This is a genomic window from Devosia sp. A369 (assembly GCF_054489345.1).
In genome coordinates, this window is record NZ_JBTMWV010000009.1 from 25127 (window position 1) to 44684 (window position 19558).

The window sequence follows — 19558 nt, forward strand, 5'->3', positions numbered from 1 at the left end:
GGGCTACCCATTATTCAACGGCTTGGGGTGGAACACCGCCATCAGCGCGTCGTGAATCTTGCGCTGGCGCGGCTTGCTCATGATTTTCTGGCCGGTGAGGTCGGTGACGTAGAAAACGTCGACGGCCTTTTCGCCATAGGTGCCGATATGGGCCGAGCCGATGGTCAAATTGAGGTCGGCGATCTGATGGGTCAGCGAGTGCAGCAGGCCCATGCGGTCGAGCCCGGACACCTCGATGACGGTGAATTTTTCCGACAGCACATTGGAGACGGTGACCTGCGAGGGCACGGCGAAGGGTTTGAGGCGCTTGTTGTGGCGGCTTTCCTTGCCCAGATCGATGAGGATCTGCCGCTTGCCCTGCAGCAATTGGCGGACGGTATCGATGATGCGGGTGGCGCGGACCTTTTCATCCTCGTCGGAGGTAAAGGAACGGCGCAGGCGAAAGGTGTCGATGGCGTGGCCGTCGCGGGTGGAGAAAATCTGCGCCCCGATAATGGAGGCATCCTGCATGGTGCAGGCGCCGGCAATCAGCGACAGCAGGCGCGGATGGTCGGGCGTGTAGAAATTGACCTCGGTAATGCCCTCGAAGGCCTTGACGCGGATGGAACCGGCAAAGCTCTCGCCAGCCAGATCGGCCTGGCGGATCATGCGGGCATGTTCGACCTGCAATTCGGGCTCGGCGCGCAGCCAGTAATGGTCGTAATGGCGGGCGACATAGGTGGCCACGTCGTCGGCGGGCCAGGCCTGCAGCGCCTCGGCCAGCTCGCGGCGGGCAGTCTCGATGCGGTCGGACTGGGTGACCTGGCTGTGGCCGCCGGAGAGCAGCGGTTCGGTGGCGTAATAGAGGGCGCGCAGCAGGCTGCCCTTCCAGCCGGTCCAAACGCCGGGACCCACCGCGCGGATATCGCAGGCGGTGAGGATCATCAGCAGCGCCAGGCGCTGCGGCGACTGCACCAGCTCGGCAAAAGCCTTGGCGGTTTCGGGGTCCTGAATATCGCGGGCCTGGGCGATGGCGCTCATCAGCAGATGATGCTCGATCAGCCAGGAGACGGTATCGGTTTCGGCCGGTGACAGGCCGAAGCGCGGGCAGAGCCGGCGGGCGATGCGGGCGCCGGCGATGGAATGGTCCTCGGGGCGGCCCTTGGCGATATCGTGCAGGAACAGCGCCACATAGAGCAGGCGGGTATCGTTGAGCTGGGGCAGCAGTTCATGGGTCAGCGGCAGCTCGTCGCGCATGCCGCCATTGGCGATATTGGCCATGACGCCGACGGCGCGGATCAGATGCTCGTCCACCGTATAGTGGTGGTACATGTTGAACTGCATCAGCGCGACGATCTTGCCGAATTCTGGGACGAAACGGCCGAGCACGCCGCTTTCGTTCATCTGGCGCAGGATGCGTTCCACCGATTGCGGATCGGTGAGGATGGTCAGGAAATGCTCATTGGCCTTGCGGTCACTGCGCAATTTGTTGTCGATCAGGCGCAGCGAGCGGGTGATGACCTTGATGGCATCGGGGTGGAACAGCAATTGTTCGCGCCCGGCGACCAGGAAAATGCGGATCAGATTGACCGGATCGCGCTCGAACACGTCGGGGGCGGCGATATTGAGCCTGCCGGTATCGAGCATGAAATCGCTCTCGCCCTTGATTTTAGACCGGCCGGGGCGGAACGGCGCCAGCACGCGGCCGACCAGATCCATATCCTTGGCGTGGTTGAATTCGAGGCTGGCGCAGATGATGCGGGTCAGGTCGCCGACATCCTTGGCGACGAGGAAATAGCGCTTCATGAAGCGCTCGACGCCCAGCATGCCGACACGCTGGGCATAGCCCATGCGGCGGGCCAGTTCGGGCTGCACGTCAAAGGTCAGTTTTTCCTCGGCGCGGCCGGTGATGAAATGGAGGTGGCAGCGTACCGCCCAGAGGAAATCTTCGGCGCGGGAGAACAGGCGATTTTCGGCGGCGCTGAGCACGCCCTTGCCGACCAGCTCCTGGCTGGTTTTGACCTGGTAGAAATATTTGCCGATCCAGAACAGCGTGTTGAGGTCGCGCAGCCCGCCCTTGCCGTCCTTGATATTGGGCTCGACCACATAGCGGGTATTGCCCATCACGCGGTGGCGCTCGTCGCGCTCGGCCATTTTGGCGGCGATGAATTCGGGGCCGGTATGGGGCACGATTTCGGATTCGAAGCGCTGCACCATCTGGTCGAACAGGGTTTTGTCGCCGGTGAGGAAGCGCGCCTCGAGCGTGGCGGTGCGCACCGTCATATCGGCGCGGGCCATGCGCAGGCATTCATCGACCGAGCGGACGGCATGGCCGACCTTCTGGCCCAGATCCCACAGCATGTAGAGGATATATTCGGTGACCTGCTCGCCCCAGGGCGTCTGCTTGTAGGGCAGGATGAACAGCAGATCGATATCGGAGCCCGGCGCCAGCGTGCCGCGGCCATAGCCGCCGACGGCGGAGAGGGCGATGGCCTCGGCGCCGCTGGGATTGTCCACCGGATAGACCCGGCTGGTGGCGAACAGATGCACGGCGGCGATGATTTCGTCCTGCTGGGCACTCAGATTTTGCGCGCAGCGCGTGCCCTTGCCGCTGGCGAGCAGTTCGACCTCGGCCAGATGGCGTGCATCGGTCAGCGCCTTGCGGATATGGGCCAGCACAATGGCGCGAGCGGCGCTCGACTTGGGCGATTCATTGCCAATAGCCGCATCAAGCTCGCCGAGCAGCACTGCGGCGGGTTTGAAAGCGAAGAGGGATTTTCGCGGCTTTGCCTCAGCTTCGGCGAGCGTCATCGCGGATTTTCTTCAACTCGTACAGCGCTTCAATCGCTTGTTTGGGGGTCATCTCGTCAGGTCGGACGGCGTCGAGCGCTAAGTGTACAGGGTCCGGTCCCACCGGCAAGGCCGCAGGCTGATGGGCGAAAAGTGGCAGATCGTCTAGCACGCTGGCTTTCTGGCTGGAAGAGGCCGTGCCAGTCGAGCGCTGTTCCAGGACGGTCAGCACCTGCCGGGCGCGGACCAGCACCGGCTCGGGCAGGCCGGCTAGACGGGCCACCTGAATACCATAGGAGCGATCGGCGGCGCCGGGGCCGACTTCGTGCAGAAACACCACCTCCCCCTCCCATTCGCGCACCTTCATGGTGACATTGGCGACGCGGGTCAGGGTTTTGGCGAGACTGGTCAGCTCATGAAAGTGGGTGGCAAACAAGGCCCGGCAACCGGTGGTCTCATGCAAGGCTTCCACCGCCGCCCAGGCGATGGAGAGGCCATCGAAGGTGGCGGTGCCGCGACCGATTTCGTCGAGCACCACCAAAGAGCGCCGCGTGGCGCGGTTAAGGATAGCGGCAGTTTCGACCATTTCCACCATGAAGGTGGAGCGGCCATGGGCAATGTCGTCGCTGGCGCCGACGCGGGAAAACACCCGATCGATGACGCCGATACGAGCCAGGCTCGCCGGCACGAAGCTGCCCATCTGCGCCAGAATGGCAATCAGCGCGTTCTGGCGCAGGAAGGTCGATTTACCGCCCATATTGGGACCGGTGACCAGCCAGAGACTGCCACCGCCAATGGCGTCATCGCCCGACAGATCGGCATCATTGGCGACAAAGCTCTTACCCTCGGCCATGATCATGTCTTCCACCACCGGGTGGCGGCCACCTTCAATGCGGAAGGCCAGCGAAGTGTCGATCTCGGGGCGGGTATAGGAGCGGGTGGCGGCGAGATGGGCCAGGGCGGTGGTGACGTCGAGCTCGGCCAGCGCATCGGCGAGGTCTCGCAGCGTCTCGGTGCGGCTCAGCACGTCGGCGCGCAGGCTGGCAAAGACGCGCAGCTCGATTTCGAGCGCCGCCTCATGCGCCCGGGCGATGCGGCCTTCCAGCTCGGCCAGTTCGGTGGTGGTGAACCGCATGGCATTGGCCAGCGTCTGGCGGTGGATGAAGCTCTGGCGGTGCGGCTCTTCGAGCAGCTTGGCGCCATGCGCCGCCGGCACTTCGACGAAATAGCCGAGCACGCCATTGTGCCGGATTTTCAGCGAACGGACATCGGTCTCGTCCATCAGACGCGATTGCAAGGCGGCGACCACGGCGCGGGTCTGGCTGGCCAGCGCGCGCTCCTCGTCCAGCTGATCGTTATAGCTTTGGCGGACGAAGCCGCCATCGCGGCTGAACAACGGCAAATCATCATCCAGCGCCAGCGCCAACTCGGAGGCCAGCGGCAGCGGCGCAGCGGCCAGAATGCGGGCCAGTCGGTCGAGCACCGCCGGAATATCCTCGATGCGGGCAAAATGCCCCGAGAGCGCCGAGGCCGCGCTGACCGCCTTGCCGATCGCAGCCAGATCGCGCGGGCCACCGCGATCGAGCGCCAGCCGGGTCAGGGCGCGCGCCAGATCGGGCACCGCCTTGAGATCGGCGCGCAGCCGGCCGGTGAGCAGCGTGTCATTGGCGAGCAGGCCCACCGCATCGAGCCGCTCATTGATGGCCGGGGCATCGGCCAGCGGCGCAGCCAGTCGCGCCGACAGCAGGCGCGAGCCGGGTGCAGTGACCGTCAGATCGATGGCCTGCCGCAGCGAACCGCGCTGCTGGCCACGCTGGGTCTGGTGCAGTTCGAGGCTGGAGCGGGTGGCCTGATCGATGGCCATGTGGCGGGTCGCGGTATCGGCGACCGGCGCGCGCAGGGCGACGCCGACGCCCTTCTGGCTTTCGCGCACATAGGCGACGATGGCGCCCAAAGCGGACCGGGCCGCGCGAGACAGGGCGCTGGCGTCAAAGCCCTCGCCCGGAAAGGCGGCGCGCAGGTTTTCCGTCGCCGTCTCGCTATCAAAGCTCTCGGCCGGGGCGGGGTGGGTGATATCCACCCAATTGGGGGCAAACAAATGCCGCTCGACCAGCAGGGCGCGGGTCGCATCGGTCAGCAGCAATTCGGCCGGGTCGATGCGGGCCAGCTCGTCCTGCAACTGTTCGGCCGAGAGGTCAGTGGTAAAAGTCTCGCCGGTCGACACATCGGCCCAGGCGAGGGCGAAATCGGTTTCGCCGTGCCGCACCATGGCGAGGGCCGCCAGAAAATTGGAGGAGCGGGCGTCGAGGTGATCATCCTCGGTCAGGGTGCCGGCGGTGATCAGGCGCACCACGTCGCGCTTGACCACGGATTTGGCGCCGCGTTTTTTAGCTTCCTTGGGGTCTTCCACCTGCTCGCAAATGGCGACGCGGTGGCCGAGCTTGATCAGCTTGTTGAGATAATCATTGGCGGCGTGGATGGGCACGCCACACATGCCGATATCTTCGCCCAGATGCTTGCCACGCTTGGTTAGCACGATGCCCAAGGCAGCGCTGGCGATCTCGGCGTCCTCGAAGAACAGCTCGTAGAAATCGCCCATGCGATAAAACAGCAGATAGCCCGGATTAACCGCCTTGATCTCGAAATACTGCGCCATCATCGGCGTCAGTACCGGGGTCTGCGCGGGTTCGATTGGCGGCTGGTCCATCGGCAATAAGGTCTCGGAAAGGAAGCCGCGACCTTATGGGGTTCGTCCGCTAAATCCAACCGCTTGCAGTCGATTTGCCCGTTTTGTTGGCGGCTTACAGCCCCCTGATGTCAGAGGCCGGTTCGACCAGCTGGCGATAGAGGTGCCAGGTGCCGTGACCGAAGATGGGAATGACCAAAGCCAGCCCGACAAACAGCGGCAGCGAGCCGATGAACAGGCCCGCGCCAACCAGAATGCCCCAGACCAGCAGCGGCAGCGGATTGCGCAGCACCGCGCGGAACGAGGTTTCCACCGCCACATAGGCGCCGACATCCCGATCAAGCAGCAGCGGGAAGGCGATCACCGAGGTGCAGAGCACGACCAGCGCGAACAGTGCGCCGAGCAGCGAGCCGACAATCAGCAGGGTCATGCCGCCCGGCTCGGTCAACACCTGCTGCATCAAGCCGGTCAGCGTTTGCGGCGTTGATGAGCCAAAGATGCTCTCATACAGCGCCTGGGCGGCGGTGAGCCACAGGGTGAACAGCGCAAACAGCATGACGCCCACCACGGCAATGGAGGCAATTGCTGGCGAGCGCAGCACCTCGAAGGCATGGCGCCAGGAGGTATCGAGGCCCTGTTCGCGGCGGCGGGAAATCTCGTAGAGCCCGATGGCGGCAAATGGCCCGATCAGGGCAAAGCCGCCGACCAGCGGATAGAGCAGGGGCCAGGTGTAATAGCCGCTCATCCACACCGTCAGCACGATGCCGACAATGGGATAGATCAGCACCAGCATGACGTAATGGCTGGGCTGTTCCCAAAAATCGGCCGCGCCCCGGCGCAATGCGGTGAAAACGTCGCCCACGGAAATGGTGCGAATAATCGGGTGGTCGAGCTTGTCGCCCGCGCCGGCAATGACGTGGAAACTGGACATGGCTGTTCTCCGCTGCCTCTTGCAGAGAGTCTTCGCCATTCGGCCAAGCAGGAGAGTGGCCGTCGATGAACGAAGCCGTCTGCAAGAGGGAGAATATGCCAGAAACGGGAGCCTGTCGCCCCCGTTTCTAGAAATTGTGATTCGGGCCCTTGGCCTAGATTTCGTAGCGATCCGTCGCGTGCCGCACCGGGCGGTAGAGGAAATAGTCGAAGTCGGCCGGGCTGGCCGTACCGTTCAAATCCTGTGCCGCCATCCCGACAAAAGCGCCGGTGAAGCTGCCATGGGCCTGATGGCCACCGCATTCGTCCGACAGCAGCGAGGCATCCAGCACTGGGCCGATCGGCTGCAAATCCTGCCCGTCCAAGGCGTAGAAGAACTGCAGCGCGGGCCCGCGAATGGTGAGGGCGAGCTTGACCTTGCCGCTGTTGGGGATTTGCACCGGTTCGGCGGGGAAGCTGAGATTGCCATCGGGCCAGCTGGCTTCCGAACTCATCAGCAGCAGCTCGCGCTGGCCGTCGGAGTGGGCGGTGACCGCCAGATAGAAGAAATTGTAGCGGCTGTAATAGGCGGTGAGGCCGGCCATAGTGCGCTCGTCGGTGGCGGCGAAATCCACCAGCGTCTCAGCATCATAGGAGAAATGGGTCTGGCGGCGGGCGACCTGCGCCTGTTCGAACCACGAGCCGATCGACTCGCGGCCGTAGAGGCGCAGCCTGTTGTCCGTGAGGGCAAAAATGCGGTCGGGTTCGGGGGTGCGGAGCCACTGGAAGTCGAGGGGCAAGTCGCCGTCGAAGCTGTAGCGCTGCTCGGCCCAATAGGGGGCGTCGTCGCGGGTGCCGGGCACCTCCACATGCAATGACGGCACCGGACCGTGTTTCACGTGAATCCAGTCGTCATCGCCCCAATAGGCTTCCTGGATGGAAGTCTCGCGGCCGAGCACGCAGCGGCGCTCCTGGGTGGTCGGGCGGCCGCCGAGATGGACCAGATAGGTCTTGCCATCCGGCGTCTCGACCAAGTCGCCATGGCCGGCGCGCTGAATGGCGGCGAAGGGGGCATCCTTGCTGGTCAGAATATGCTGGTCGGGATGGGTTTCGTAGGGGCCGTCGAGGTTTCGCGAGCGGGCAAAGGTGACGGCGTGATCATAGGCGGTGCCGCCTTCGGCGGTCAGCAGGTAATACCAGCCGTTGCGCTTATAGAGATGGGGGCCTTCGACCAGCTTGAGGTCGGTGCCCTGATAAATATTCTTGATCGGGCCGACGAGCTTTTCCCCCACCGGGTCGAATTCCTGCAGCGCAATGCCGGCGAATTTCAGCGGCCGGGCGCGGTGGTCCCAGAGCATGTTGACGAACCATTTGCGGCCATCGTCGTCATGAAACAGGCTGGGGTCGAAGCCCGAGGAGTTGATGTAGATCGGATCGGACCAGGGACCGTCGATAGTGTCGGCCCAGACGATGTAATTATGCGCGTCCTTGAACGAGCCGTCCTTGCGCTTGACGTCGGTATAGACCAGCCAGAATTTTTCCCCGTCATGGCTGAGGCAGGGAGCCCAGACGCCGCAGCTATCAGGATCGCCACGCATATCGAGCTGGCTCTTGCGAGTCAGCGGGCGGGTGAGCAGCGTCCAGTTGGCCAGATCGCGGCTGTGGTGAATCTGCACGCCGGGGAACCACTCGAAGGTGGAGGTGGCGATGTAGTATTCGTCGCCGACGCGCAGAATGGACGGATCGGGATTGAAGCCGGGCAGGATGGGGTTGGTGATCTGGGGCATGTCAAATCTCGGGGTGGAGAAATCAGAACTAGACCCATCCCATCGTCATCACCGGGCTTGTCCCGGTGATCCACTCGCTTGCCCTTTGCGCCGGGGCAGAATGGATTGCCGGGACAAGCCCGGCAATGACGATGAAACAGCGGTCGGAATGACCAATCAGACGAAGCGGTTGATCAGGTTTTCCAGATATTCCTGCTGGCCGGATTTGGGCTGCGGGTTGAGGTTTTCGGCATCGACCTTGGCGGCCAGATCGGCGAGCGACAGCTTGCCGCCGAGAATGCCCTGGCCGAGTTCGCCGTTCCAACCGGCATAGCGGGCGTCGAGCGCCTGGTCATAGGTGCCGTCGGTGATCAGCGCGGCCGCCGCCTTGAGCGAGCGGGCCAGCACATCGAGGCCGCCAATGTGACCATAGAGCAAATCAGCCGGATCGATCGACTGGCGGCGCACCTTGGCGTCGAAGTTCCAGCCACCCGAGTTCAGGCCACCGGCCTTGAGGATCTGGTAGAAGGCCAGCGTGGTCTCTGGCACCGAATTGGGGAACTGGTCGGTGTCCCAGCCGGACTGGATATCGTTGCGGTTGGCGTCAACCGAACCCAGAATGCCCAGCGAGGCGGCCAGCGCCAGTTCGTGCTCAAAAGTGTGGTTGGCGAGGAAGGCGTGGCCGACCTCGATATTGCACTTCACCTTGGTTTCGAGGTCGTACTTCTTGAGGAAGCCATAGACCGTGGCGACGTCGAAGTCGTACTGGTGCTTGCTCGGCTCCTGCGGCTTGGGCTCGATCAGGATCTGGCCCTTGTAGCCGATCTTTTCGGCATGCTCGATCACCAGATGCAGGAAACGGCCCATCTGGTCCTGTTCCTGGCCAATCTTGGTGTTGAGCAGGGTTTCATAGCCCTCGCGGCCGCCCCACAGCACGTAATTGGCGCCGCCCAGCTCATGGGTCAGCTCCAGCACGTTCTTCACCTGGCCGGCGGCATAGGCGAAGATTTCCGGATCGGGATTGGTGGCGGCGCCGGACATGTAGCGGCGATTGGAGAACAGGTTAGCCGTGCCCCAGAGCAGCTTGGTGCGGCTGGTTTCCATCTTGCGGGCGAAGATTTCGCCGATCTCGCGGACATTGCGATTGCTCTCGGCCAGGCTCGCGCCTTCGGGGGCGATATCGGCGTCGTGGAAGCAGAAGAACGGCATGTCGAGCAGATCGAACAGCTCAAACGCCACATCCGCCTTGAGGCGCGCGCCCTCCATGCCCTTGTCATACCAGGGGCGATCGAACGTGCGGCCGCCAAACGGGTCGCCACCTTCCCAGGCAAAACTGTGCCAATAGGCGACGCCGGGGCGGATATGATCCTCCATGCGCTTGCCGAGGACGATCTCGTCCTTGTTGTAGTGGCGATAGGCCAGCGGGTTGGTGCTGTCCGGGCCCTCGAACTTGACCGGGGCGATATTCTTAAAGAAATCCGTCACTTACGTGCCTCCTCAATAGCGGGATAGAGCGCGGCAAAGCGCGCATATTGGTCGGAATAGGCGGCCGACAGGCTTCGGTCGGGCGCAATCACGGTTTTAATCGGCGGCATGGTCATCACCGTTTTGGGGTCGGCCCCTTCGGCGGCGCAGAGGCCGAGCCGGGCCGCACCCAGCGCGCCACCGAAATCGCCGTCCTCGGGGAGGGCGATTTCCATATCGAGATTGGTGGCGATCAGCTTGAGCCACAGCGCCGATTTGCTGCCGCCGCCGACGGCCAGCAACCGGTCGATTTTTGTGCCGGCGTCGGTGAGCACGCGCTGGCTGTCGCGGAAGGCAAAGGCGACGCCCTCCATCACCGCCTGGGCCAGCTTGGCCGGGTCGGAAAGGTGGGAGAGGCCGACGAAGCTGCCGCGCGCCGCGGCGTTGTTGTGCGGGGTGCGCTCGCCCGAAAGATAGGGCAGGAAGATTTCCTCGCCCGGCCCGGTGAACTGGGCTTCGGCGGCGGCGGAAAGTTGCGCCTGCTTCTGGCCGGTGAGCTTGCTCAGCCAGTTGAGGCTATCGGTGGCCGAGAGGATGACGCCCATCTGGTGCCAGGTATCGGGGATGGCGTGGCAGAAAGCGTGGACCGCGCCGGCAGTATTGGGGCGGAACCTGTCATTGGAGACGAACAGCACGCCCGAGGTGCCGAGCGAGACAAAGCCCTCGCCGGGCCGGATGGCACCAATGCCGCAGGCCGAGGCGGCATTGTCGCCCGCGCCGCCGGCGATCACCACATTCTCGTTCATGCCCCAGCGTTGGGCCAGATCGCGCTTGAGAAAGCCCGAGGGGGCGGAGCCTTCCACCAGACGCGGCATATGCGAGCGGTTGAGGCCGGTGACGGCGAGCAGCTCGTCGGACCAGTCGCGCTTGCCGACATCGAGCCACAGCGTGCCGGCGGCGTCGGACATGTCTTCTACATGCTCGCCGCTGAGCAGCAGGCGCACATAGGCCTTGGGCAGCAGCACTTTGGCGATCTGTTCGTAGATTGCCGGCTCGTGCTTGCGCACCCAGGCGATTTTGGGCGCGGTGAAGCCGGGCATGGCGATGTTGCCGGCGATCTCGCGCAGGCGGGGGAGCGCGGCTTCCATTTCCCGGCATTCGGCGGCCGAGCGGCCATCGTTCCACAGGATGGCCGGGCGCAGGATTTCATCGTTTTTGCCGAGCAAGGTGGCGCCATGCATGTGGCCGGACAGGCCAATGCCGCGCACCGACGCCAGTTCGGTCGGGTGGCTTTTGCTGAGCGCGTCGACGGCGGCGAGGGTCGCGGTCCACCAGTCAGTGGGGTTTTGCTCGGACCAGCCGGGATGCGGCCGGACCGGCTCGACGGCGGCGGCCGAGGCCTCGCCCAGGGCGCGGCCATGCTCATCAATCAGCAGCGCCTTGACGCCGGAGGTGCCGATATCAATGCCAAGATAGGTCATGAGGCACGTACCTCAATTCTGGGCAGCAACAACATCTCAACGTCCTCCCGCCCGATTTCGGGCCCGTCTTGTGGTGATGACCGAAGGTCTTAGCGCAGATTGTCGCGCAGGAAAATCCCGATTTCAATGGGGTCCACGGCGCCCTTGCTGCTGCCGCCGAGCGCCAGGGTGCGGGCGACAGCGATGGCCTGCCGGATTTCACCATCCGGGTTTTGGTCCAGCACCACATCAATGGCGCCGGATTGCAGCCCGCTGCGGGTCGGATCGGTCAATTCATGCGCGATGACGCGGATGGCGCCGGCGCGGCTCGAGGCATCGAGCGCCCCGACCAGACCGGCATTGCCGGCACCCAGATTATAGATTCCAACCAGGTCGCGGTGCTGCTCCAGCAGTTGGTCCACCAGGGCCTGCGTTTCGCTGCGCTCATCATGCCCCTCAAGCGGGCCGATCAGCGTGATGGCGGGAAATTCAGCACTGAGAACGGCGCGGAAGCCGGCGAGGCGGTCGGCGTGGTCGCGCAATTGCAGCGAGCCGGCGATGACCGCGATTTTGCCGCCCTGCGGCAGGAACCGCCCCATCAGCGAGGCAGCGGTGCGGCCGGCGGCGGCGTTGTCGATGCCGATGAAATGGCGGCGCTGGGTGCCCGGCAGGTCGGACACCAGCGTCATCACCGCAATGCCGCGCCGCGTGGCGCTGTCGACGGCGGTGCGCACCGAGGCCTCGTCGCTGGCAACGATGATGGCGCAGTCGCAATTGCGGGCATCGAGCGCGTCGAGGCTTTGCGCCAGCGCGTTGGCGTCCAGCGCACGGACCCGGCGGGTCTCGATATGCATGCGATCGGCCAAAGCCGGGGCGCTGCGGCGCTCGACAGCGTCGGCGAGGCTGGCCATGAACTCATTGGAGCTGTCGGGAATGACGAAGGTCAACTTGAGGTCGCGGGCGCGGGCCAGCAGCGAGGCGCTGAGATCGCGCTGGAAACCGATCTCGGCGATGGCGGCTTCGACTTTCTCGACGGTGGCGGCGCGCACGCCCGGGCGAGCATTGAGCACGCGATCGACAGTGGCCAGGGAAACGCCGGCCGCCCGCGCCACATCATGCACCGTGGCCCGGCGTCTCAAACCAATCTCGTTCACGCTGGGACCCTCGTTTGTTCGCACCAAGCTTTGGCGGCGCGCGGCCAAACGTCAAGTGTATCGTTGCAGGCGGGTGGCGAAGCAGGCTACAGCTTGCCGCGATTTTTCTGGGGGCGGCCATGGGTATTTCAGTAGCGAATTTTGGCGAATTCAACGGCAAGCGGGTCGATCAGTTCTCGCTGCTCAGCGATACCGGCGTCGCCGTCGACCTGATTTCCTATGGCGTGGTGGTGCGCGACTGGCGCGTGCCGGTGGCTGGCGGCAGTCGCTCGGTGGTGCTGGGTTTTGACAGCTTCGACGCCTATCCGGCGCATAGCCCGCATTTCGGCTCACTGGCCGGACGGGTCGCCAATCGCGTCAAGGATGCCAGCTTCGAGCTGAACGGCAAGACCTACAATCTGCCCGCCAATGCCGGCAAATTGCAGCTGCATGGCGGCACCGAGGGACTGGGAAGGCAAGTGTGGGACGGGCAGGTCGATGAGGCCAATAATGCCGTGCGCTTCACTCATTTTTCGCCCGATGGCGCCATGGGCTATCCCGGCAATGTCAATTTTTCGGCGACCTATACGCTGGCTGGCAACAAACTGCGGCTCGAACTGAGCGCCACCACCGACCGGCCGACGCCGATCAGCCTGGTGCAGCATCAATATTTCAACCTCGGCACCAGTGCCGATGTGCTCGACCATTCCATCCAGGTCAATTCCAGCGCCTATACCGAACTGGGCGACGATCTGGCCCCGACCGGCGCCATCCTGCCGTCGCGCGGCACGATTTATGACCTGCGCACGCCGAGGACCATGCGCGATGCGGCTGGCCAGCCAGTGGATTACGATATCGGCATGGCGCTCGACACCGGGCGCAGCAATGCTGATCCGATTGCCAGTGTGGTGTCGCCGAACCAGGACTTGACGCTGAAGCTGTGGAGCGACCGGCCGGGGGTGCAGGTCTATAACGGGGTGTGGACCGCGGTTCCGGTGCCGGGATTGGGCGGCAAGAGCTATGGCAAGCATGCCGGCTTCTGCCTCGAAGACCAGGCTTTCGCCGATGCGCTGCATAATCCGCATTTCCCCAATGTGATCTACTCGCCCGAGCGCCCCTATCGCCATTGGTGCGAATTCGAAATTGCCTGAGGCATCGCAGCGCTGCTGACGGATTTTGTCAGCACGCTCGGGCACGGTTGGCGGTGTGATCCACTGGAGACACCGTCATGTCCCGTTTGTGCTGGACAGTTGGCCCCGGGCCGGGAATCTGGCATCCCAATCCGCCACGGGAGACTGATGCATGGACAAAACCGAGCGGTTGTTTGCGGTCATGGACGCCTTGCGGCGGCACCGCCGCCCGGTCACGGCGGCAGTTTTGGCCGAAGAGCAGGGCGTCTCGGTGCGCACGCTGTATCGCGATGTGCAGACGCTTATCGGGCTGGGCGCGCCGATCGATGGCGAGGCGGGGGTGGGCTATATGCTGAAACCCGGATTCTTTTTGCCCCCTTTGATGTTCACGCCGGAAGAGCTGGAAGCGCTGGTGCTGGGCGCGCGCTGGGTCGGGGCGCAACCCGATGACGGGCTGGGCGCCGCCGCCCAGAACGCGCTGGCCAAGATCGCCACCGCCTCGCCGGAAGATCTGCGCGACCGGATCAACGATACCGGGCTGTGGCCGGTCGCGGTGTGGAGCAATAATCGCCAGCCGATGCCGATATTGGGGCAGGTGCGCCAGGCGATGCGCACGGAAAAGGCGCTGACCATTGCCTATGAGGACGAGGCCGGCAACGCCACGGAACGCACCATCTGGCCGGTGCAGCTGGCCTATTACGAAGGCAAGCAGACCATCGCCGCCTGGTGCTGCCTGCGGCAGGCTTTTCGCAATTTCCGCACCGACCGCATTGTGGCGCTTACCATAACCGAGGAGCGCTATGGCAAGCGCCGCGCCGTGCTGGAACGCGAATGGCACGAGAGTTGGGAGCACGACCGGCGCTATGAGGGCCGGGATTTGAAGTAGAGGCTTCGCCGCCTTCACCCCATGCGCGCATAAAGACTTTCCGGTCGCACGGCGTCGTCGAAGCGAAAGCGGTGATCGGCGGGGGGATGGGCGCGCTGGCCGCATTCGAGGCGCGGGCAGATGCGGCAGCCGACGCCAATCGGCACCAGCTGGCTGTCGCCGGTCAGATCCATGCCGTCGGAATAGATCATCTCCTTGGCGTGGTGGATGGAGCAGCCCAGCCCGATCGACATATAGCGACGCGGCGCGTTGTAGCGGTGGTCGCCCTTGGAAATGGTGCGGGCGATGCAGAAATACTTTTGGCCATCCGGCATCTGGCTGAGCTGGATATTGATCCGCTCGGGGCTGAGAAACGCCGAATAGATATTCCAGCGGGGACAGGCGCCCGAATGGCGCGGAATGTGAATGCCCGACAGCGAAAAGCGCTTGGAAATATTGCCGGCAATATCGGTGCGCACCAGATGCAGCGGAATGCCGGCGGCGCCCTTACGCTGCAGCGTGGTCATGCGGTGGCAGACCTGCTCGAAACTGGCGCCAAAGCGGCGGGCAACGCGCTCGATATCATAGCGATAGTCGCGACAGGCGCGCAGGAACGGCTCATAGGGCATGACCAGCGCCGCCGCGAAATAGGCCGACAGCACATTGCGCGCCAGCACCGGCGCATCGCCCTCGGGCAGGGCGGAATCGGCAATGATGGCGTCGATTTCGGCGCCGGCGGCGAGCTGGCCGAGTTGGTGGGCGATGAGGAATAGCGCCGATTCAGCCGGCACGATATCGGAGACCAGCAAATGCTGGCGCCGCTGATCGAGCTGGCGGGCAATGCCATGCGGCAGTGAGGCCAGCCGCACTTCCAGCCCGAACACGTTGAACAGATAGGTGCGCAAGCCATAGTCGAAATTGTCGCCACCATGGTCGATGTCGGCGCGCACCCGCTCGGCAGCGGCTTCCAGTGCCGCGAAATGATTGAGGTTTTCCTGCAGGAAATCAGAAATCGCGTCGGTGGCGAGGTGGAACGGTTCGGCTTCGCCGGCGGCGACCGGGGCCGGGCCGGATTTGGCCACCAGCTGGTAGCGGTCATAGAGCTTGAGAATGGCCCGCGCAGCGGCCGGATTGGCGTGGGCCAGGTCGCGGATTTCGAGATTGGTGACATCGCTATCGGCGAACAGATCGTCGCCAAAGGCTTCCATCAAATCGCCGACCAGCCGCCCCTCATCGCTATCGACCAGCTCACCCGGCTCGACGCCGAAATAGCCGGAAATGGAAAACAGCAGCGGCACGGTGAGTTTGCGCCGATTATGCTCGATCAGATTGAGATAGCTGGCGGAAATGCCCAGCGCCTGCGCCAGATCGGCCTGGGCGATTTTCTTCTGCCGCCGCAACCGCTTAATGCGGCCGCCGATCTGCATGTCCTGCGTCTCGTTCATCGCTGCTCCTCCGGCTTCTGTTGACAGACTTTACAAATCTGCCGCCGAAACTTGACCGCTGCTTTACAGCTTTACTCGGCCTTATGCGCTTATTTCTTGCATGTCTCGGCGTTTTGTCAAATCTTTACATCAACAAAACGAGGAGACTTTCGGATGAGCCCGTCCATTAGCGAACGCGAGGAATATCTGACCATCATCGCCCCGACGGCGGTTGAAGCCATGGCGCAGTTCAAGGCGCGTGGCCTCGACACCCAGGGCTATGCCATTGCCGGCAAGATTGGCCGCCACCAGTTTTCGCTGGTCGGCGGGGAGGGCAGCACCGAGCTGTTTTCCGGTAACGGCATGATTGCCGCGACGTTCAGCCGGAAGGTGCTGGGGTAAAATCTCTCAGTCGACACCCTCCCCCTTGCGGGGAGGGATCAAGGGTGGGGATGAGAGCCGCGATATCCGGGCTCTCGCCCCCTCCCATCCTCCCCCTTCAAGGGGGAGGTGCCGCGCGGTGGTTGTTCGGCCTGCAAGCCATTCGAGCATAGCTCTTATGGCCTGCTTGGCTCGAAAGGCTCCACTGGAGCCTTTCGCCGGCGCTGCCGGACGCCCCGCAGTGTTCCACGTGAATCACCAAAACGCCCGGTTCACCGGACCGGCGAAGCCATGTCTCAAGGAGAAGACACATGCTCGATAAGCCACAATTCCCGACGCCCGATTATGCCCCCGACCGCTGGCGCAATATTGCCCGCAATTACACGCAGGCCGATATTGCCCGGCTGTCCGGGTCGCTGCCGATCCGCCATACGCTGGCCGAAAACGGTGCGCGCCGGCTGTGGGAGCTGCTGCAGAGTGAGGATTTCGTGCCGACGCTGGGCACCTTTACCGGCAATCAGGCGGTGCAGCAGGTCAAGGCCGGGCTGAAGGCGATCTATCTTAGCGGCTGGCAAGTTGCGGCCGATGCCAATAGCTCGGGCAATATGTATCCCGACCAGAGCCTCTATCCGGTGGACAGCGTGCCATCGGTGGTCAAGCGCATCAACAAGGCGCTGCAGCGGGCCGACCAGATCCAGACCATGGAACAGGCCGACGGCATCGCCACCACCGATCACGACTTTTTCGTGCCGATCATCGCCGATGCCGAAGCCGGGTTTGGCGGCGCGCTCAATGCCTTTGAGCTGATGAAGGCAATGATTGAGGCCGGCGCCGCGGCGGTGCATTTCGAGGACCAGCTGGCTTCGGAAAAGAAATGCGGCCATCTGGGCGGCAAGGTGCTGGTGCCGACCAGCCAGTTCATCCGCACGCTGAATGCGGCGCGGTTGGCGGCCGACGTGATGGGCGTGCCGACGCTGATCATGGCGCGCACCGATGCGGAAGCAGCGCGGCTGATCACCTCGGATATCGACCCATATGACGCGCCTTTCGTCACCGGCGAGCGGACCTCGGAAGGGTTTTACCTGCTCAAGGGCGGCATCGACGCGGCCATCGCCCGCGGCATTGCCTATGCGCCCTATGCCGATCTGATCTGGTGCGAAACCAGCACGCCTGATCTGGCCGAAGCGAAGAAATTTGCCGAGGCGGTGCGCAAGGTGCATCCGGAGCAGATGCTGGCCTACAATTGTTCGCCCAGCTTCAACTGGGCCAAGCATATGGACGAAGGCGCGATGGCCCGCTTCCAGCGTGAAATTGCGGCGATGGGCTATAAATACCAGTTCATCACCTTGGCGGGCTTCCACAATCTCAGCCTCACCACGTTCGAATTGGCCCGCGCCTACAAGCAGGACGGCATGGCGGGCTATAGCCGGCTGCAACAGGCCGAATTTGCCGCCGAGGCGCATGGTTTTTCGGCGGTGCGGCACCAGCGCGAGGTGGGCACGTCGTATTTCGATGCGGTGTCGATGGCGGTGAGCGAAGGCAAAAGCGCCACCACCGCAATGGGCGAAAGCACGGAAACGGCGCAGTTTCACTAGCTGCTGCTACCCCCAATCACGGTGTCATCCCGGCTCAAGGCCGGGATGACACCGCGTTTTTGGGGAGGGCGACCTTACCCCGCCACCGGCAACAGCGCGCCCAGCAGGCCGAAGGCCAGTGCTGCCAGACCGAGCGTGTGCAGCAGGGCAATGGCCCAGGTGGTGGCGACGAAGCGCGGTTTGACGGTCTTGTGGCGATAGACTTCCTGCGCCGCCAAGCCGCCAATAATGCCGCAGCACAGATCGACGACATGCAGATTGGTTTCGCTGACCCGGTATTTGCCGGTGAGCGCATAGAGCTTGTCAAAACGATAGAGCAGGGCGCTGCCGGTGCCCATGGCGGCATAAAGCAGGCCAAGCCAGACCGGCGCCCGCTCGGTGCCGATGGCCCAGAGGATCAGCAGCGTCATCAGCGTTGCAGCGGCGGTGCGCAGCCCCAATTTGTAGCGCGAGACATTCCCGCCGCCCTGCCGGACATCGCGCAATGTTGGCACCACGGCGGCCGCGACGGCAACGGTGACATCAACGGCCGACAGCCGGCCTTTGCGGCCGATGGCGGTATCGAAGCTGAGCTGATCGCCAATGCGCGGGCGCGCGCCGCCCGACACCTTGGAAATATGGACGTAATAGTCCCGCCCCGCGTCATCGCGCACGAAGCCATAGCCGCCCTTGTTATTCCACTGGACCAGTTCGCCCGATCTTCTCATCATCACCCTGCCGGCAGTTGCCGTCACCAATATGGGGCAGAAGGTTAACGAGGCTTAAGCAAAAGCTAATTTCTGTTGGCCGTTCAACCAGGATGGTTATAGGCTTTCCCGCAGTGCCGACCAAATAGCTGCTGCTGCCATGTCCCAATCAGCCAAGCGCTTCGTTGTAAGCCAACTCGACAAAGCCGGAATTACGCCCAATGGCGACCGGCCAACCGACCCGCAAATCCATGATGAACGACTCTGGGCCCGCCTGCTGCGCGATGGCACGCTGGGGCTGGGCGAAAGCTATATGGATGGCTGGTGGGACGCGCCCGAACTGGATCAATTCCTGTTCAAGCTTATGAATGCCCATATTCAGGACGCCTTTCCCAAGGATCTGGCGGAACTGTGGAGCGTGGCTCGAGGCAAGCTGCTCAACCTGCAGCGGCTACATGTCACCGAGGTGGGCGAGAAGCATTACGACATCGGCAACGATCTCTATGCCGCTATGCTCGACAGCCGGATGATCTATTCCTGTGCCTATTGGCGGGACGCCGGCGATCTCGACGCGGCGCAGGAGGCCAAGCTCGACCTGATCTGCCGCAAGATGGGGCTGATGCCGGGGATGCATATTCTCGATATCGGCTCGGGCTGGGGCGGTTTCCTGCAATTTGCCGCCGAACGCTATGGCGTGTCCGGCGTTGGCGTCACCGTCAGCAAGGAACAGGCGGCGCTGGCCAATACCCGGACGGCGGGGCTGAAGGTGGAAACGAAACTGCTCGATTATCAGGCGCTGGACGGGCAGTTCGACCGCATCATCTCGATCGGCATGTTCGAGCATGTCGGCTACAAGAATTACCGTGCCTATTTCGACAAGGCCGCCAGTCTGCTCAAGCCGGATGGGCTGATGCTGCTGCATTCCATTGGCGGGCACCACTCCACCACCCATGGCGATCCGTGGAGCGAAAAATACATCTTTCCCAATGGCATGCTCCCCTCCGTCGCCCAGATCGGCAAGGCCATTGAAGGCCTGTTCGTGATGGAGGACTGGCATAATTTCGGTGCTGACTATGATCGCACCCTGATGGCCTGGCGCGACAATTTCGATGCGGCCTGGCCAGAACTGATCAGCGAGCAATATGACGAACGCTTCCGCCGCATGTGGCGCTACTATCTCAGCGTCTTCGCGGCGCTGTTTCGCGCCCGCAATATCAGCCTGTGGCAGGTAGTGCTGTCGCCCAAGGGCGTGCCGGGCGGCTATGTCAGCATCCGCTGAGGGGCGGATTC

Annotated in this window: 14 protein-coding genes; 5 read left to right on the forward strand and 9 right to left on the reverse strand. The window is 63.4% G+C overall.

Features of this window, described 5'->3' with window-relative positions:
* Positions 1 to 3: 3 nt before the first annotated feature.
* From ACX3OZ_RS12760 to ACX3OZ_RS12790, 7 genes are all read right to left on the reverse strand, one after another.
* Positions 4 to 2790: a [protein-PII] uridylyltransferase gene (locus ACX3OZ_RS12760; RefSeq protein WP_459104641.1), complete on the reverse strand. Its 2787-nt coding sequence runs from the start codon at positions 2788 to 2790 to the stop codon at positions 4 to 6.
* Positions 2771 to 5476, reverse strand: coding sequence for a DNA mismatch repair protein MutS (gene mutS, locus ACX3OZ_RS12765; protein ID WP_459094184.1), 2706 nt, complete (start codon positions 5474 to 5476; stop codon positions 2771 to 2773). Before mutS ends, ACX3OZ_RS12760 begins: the two co-directional genes overlap by 20 nt.
* Positions 5477 to 5570: 94 nt before the next feature.
* Positions 5571 to 6386: a DUF2189 domain-containing protein gene (locus tag ACX3OZ_RS12770; RefSeq protein WP_459104642.1), complete on the reverse strand. Its 816-nt coding sequence runs from the start codon at positions 6384 to 6386 to the stop codon at positions 5571 to 5573.
* Between the two features lie 154 nt (positions 6387 to 6540).
* Entirely contained in the window at positions 6541 to 8151 is a 1611-nt protein-coding gene (locus ACX3OZ_RS12775) for a glycoside hydrolase family 43 protein (protein WP_459104643.1), read from the reverse strand.
* 156 nt (positions 8152 to 8307) lie between these two features.
* A complete protein-coding gene (gene xylA, locus ACX3OZ_RS12780; protein ID WP_459094181.1) occupies positions 8308 to 9615 on the reverse strand; it encodes a xylose isomerase in 1308 nt (435 codons plus the stop codon).
* Positions 9612 to 11075 carry a xylulokinase gene (xylB, locus tag ACX3OZ_RS12785; RefSeq protein ID WP_459094180.1) on the reverse strand — a complete coding sequence of 488 codons (1464 nt, stop codon included), beginning with the start codon at positions 11073 to 11075 and terminating at the stop codon, positions 9612 to 9614. The genes xylA and xylB overlap by 4 nt, the downstream gene beginning before the upstream one ends.
* An 89-nt stretch (positions 11076 to 11164) precedes the next feature.
* Positions 11165 to 12208, reverse strand: a complete 1044-nt coding sequence (locus ACX3OZ_RS12790) for a LacI family DNA-binding transcriptional regulator (protein WP_459094179.1) — start codon at positions 12206 to 12208, stop codon at positions 11165 to 11167.
* A 119-nt stretch (positions 12209 to 12327) separates the two neighbouring features.
* On the opposite strand from ACX3OZ_RS12790, the gene ACX3OZ_RS12795 reads away from it, so the two are divergent.
* Together ACX3OZ_RS12795 and ACX3OZ_RS12800 are read left to right on the forward strand one after the other, a co-directional pair.
* A complete protein-coding gene (locus ACX3OZ_RS12795; RefSeq protein ID WP_459094178.1) occupies positions 12328 to 13338 on the forward strand; it encodes an aldose epimerase family protein in 1011 nt (336 codons plus the stop codon).
* Between the two features lie 151 nt (positions 13339 to 13489).
* The gene (locus ACX3OZ_RS12800) at positions 13490 to 14203 is read left to right on the forward strand and encodes a helix-turn-helix transcriptional regulator (protein ID WP_459094177.1); all 714 of its coding nucleotides are present in this window, start codon (positions 13490 to 13492) and stop codon (positions 14201 to 14203) included.
* 14 nt (positions 14204 to 14217) lie between these two features.
* Here ACX3OZ_RS12800 and ACX3OZ_RS12805 read toward each other — a convergent pair whose 3' ends face one another.
* Complete coding sequence (locus ACX3OZ_RS12805) at positions 14218 to 15627, reverse strand: helix-turn-helix domain-containing protein (RefSeq protein ID WP_459094176.1); 1410 nt, start codon at positions 15625 to 15627, stop codon at positions 14218 to 14220.
* A gap of 153 nt (positions 15628 to 15780) precedes the next feature.
* Between ACX3OZ_RS12805 and ACX3OZ_RS12810 the strand changes: the two genes are divergently transcribed.
* Entirely contained in the window at positions 15781 to 16008 is a 228-nt protein-coding gene (locus ACX3OZ_RS12810; RefSeq protein WP_459094175.1) for a hypothetical protein, read from the forward strand.
* 290 nt (positions 16009 to 16298) lie between these two features.
* Positions 16299 to 17582 (forward strand): isocitrate lyase, encoded by a 1284-nt coding sequence (aceA, locus tag ACX3OZ_RS12815; RefSeq protein ID WP_459094174.1) that lies wholly within the window; start codon positions 16299 to 16301, stop codon positions 17580 to 17582.
* Positions 17583 to 17656: 74 nt separating this feature from the next.
* Here the strand turns inward: aceA and ACX3OZ_RS12820 are convergent, their stop codons facing one another.
* Entirely contained in the window at positions 17657 to 18289 is a 633-nt protein-coding gene (locus ACX3OZ_RS12820) for a DUF1294 domain-containing protein (protein WP_459104644.1), read from the reverse strand.
* A gap of 139 nt (positions 18290 to 18428) precedes the next feature.
* On the opposite strand from ACX3OZ_RS12820, the gene cfa reads away from it, so the two are divergent.
* Positions 18429 to 19547: a cyclopropane fatty acyl phospholipid synthase gene (cfa, locus tag ACX3OZ_RS12825; protein ID WP_459094172.1), complete on the forward strand. Its 1119-nt coding sequence runs from the start codon at positions 18429 to 18431 to the stop codon at positions 19545 to 19547.
* The last annotated feature ends 11 nt before the right edge of the window (positions 19548 to 19558 follow it).

Bases quoted from the DNA above. Each gene is read 5' to 3' on its own strand.
- ACX3OZ_RS12810 (WP_459094175.1), top strand. From the start codon at position 15,781: ATGAGCCCGTCCATTAGCGAACGCGAGGAATATCTGACCATCATCGCC.
- ACX3OZ_RS12770 (WP_459104642.1), bottom strand. From the start codon at position 6,386: ATGTCCAGTTTCCACGTCATTGCCGGCGCGGGCGACAAGCTCGACCAC.
- ACX3OZ_RS12805 (WP_459094176.1), bottom strand. From the start codon at position 15,627: ATGAACGAGACGCAGGACATGCAGATCGGCGGCCGCATTAAGCGGTTG.
- ACX3OZ_RS12795 (WP_459094178.1), top strand. From the start codon at position 12,328: ATGGGTATTTCAGTAGCGAATTTTGGCGAATTCAACGGCAAGCGGGTC.
- ACX3OZ_RS12775 (WP_459104643.1), bottom strand. From the start codon at position 8,151: ATGCCCCAGATCACCAACCCCATCCTGCCCGGCTTCAATCCCGATCCG.
- ACX3OZ_RS12820 (WP_459104644.1), bottom strand. From the start codon at position 18,289: ATGAGAAGATCGGGCGAACTGGTCCAGTGGAATAACAAGGGCGGCTAT.
- cfa (WP_459094172.1), top strand. From the start codon at position 18,429: ATGTCCCAATCAGCCAAGCGCTTCGTTGTAAGCCAACTCGACAAAGCC.
- ACX3OZ_RS12760 (WP_459104641.1), bottom strand. From the start codon at position 2,790: ATGACGCTCGCCGAAGCTGAGGCAAAGCCGCGAAAATCCCTCTTCGCT.
- mutS (WP_459094184.1), bottom strand. From the start codon at position 5,476: ATGGACCAGCCGCCAATCGAACCCGCGCAGACCCCGGTACTGACGCCG.
- aceA (WP_459094174.1), top strand. From the start codon at position 16,299: ATGCTCGATAAGCCACAATTCCCGACGCCCGATTATGCCCCCGACCGC.
- xylB (WP_459094180.1), bottom strand. From the start codon at position 11,075: ATGACCTATCTTGGCATTGATATCGGCACCTCCGGCGTCAAGGCGCTG.
- ACX3OZ_RS12800 (WP_459094177.1), top strand. From the start codon at position 13,490: ATGGACAAAACCGAGCGGTTGTTTGCGGTCATGGACGCCTTGCGGCGG.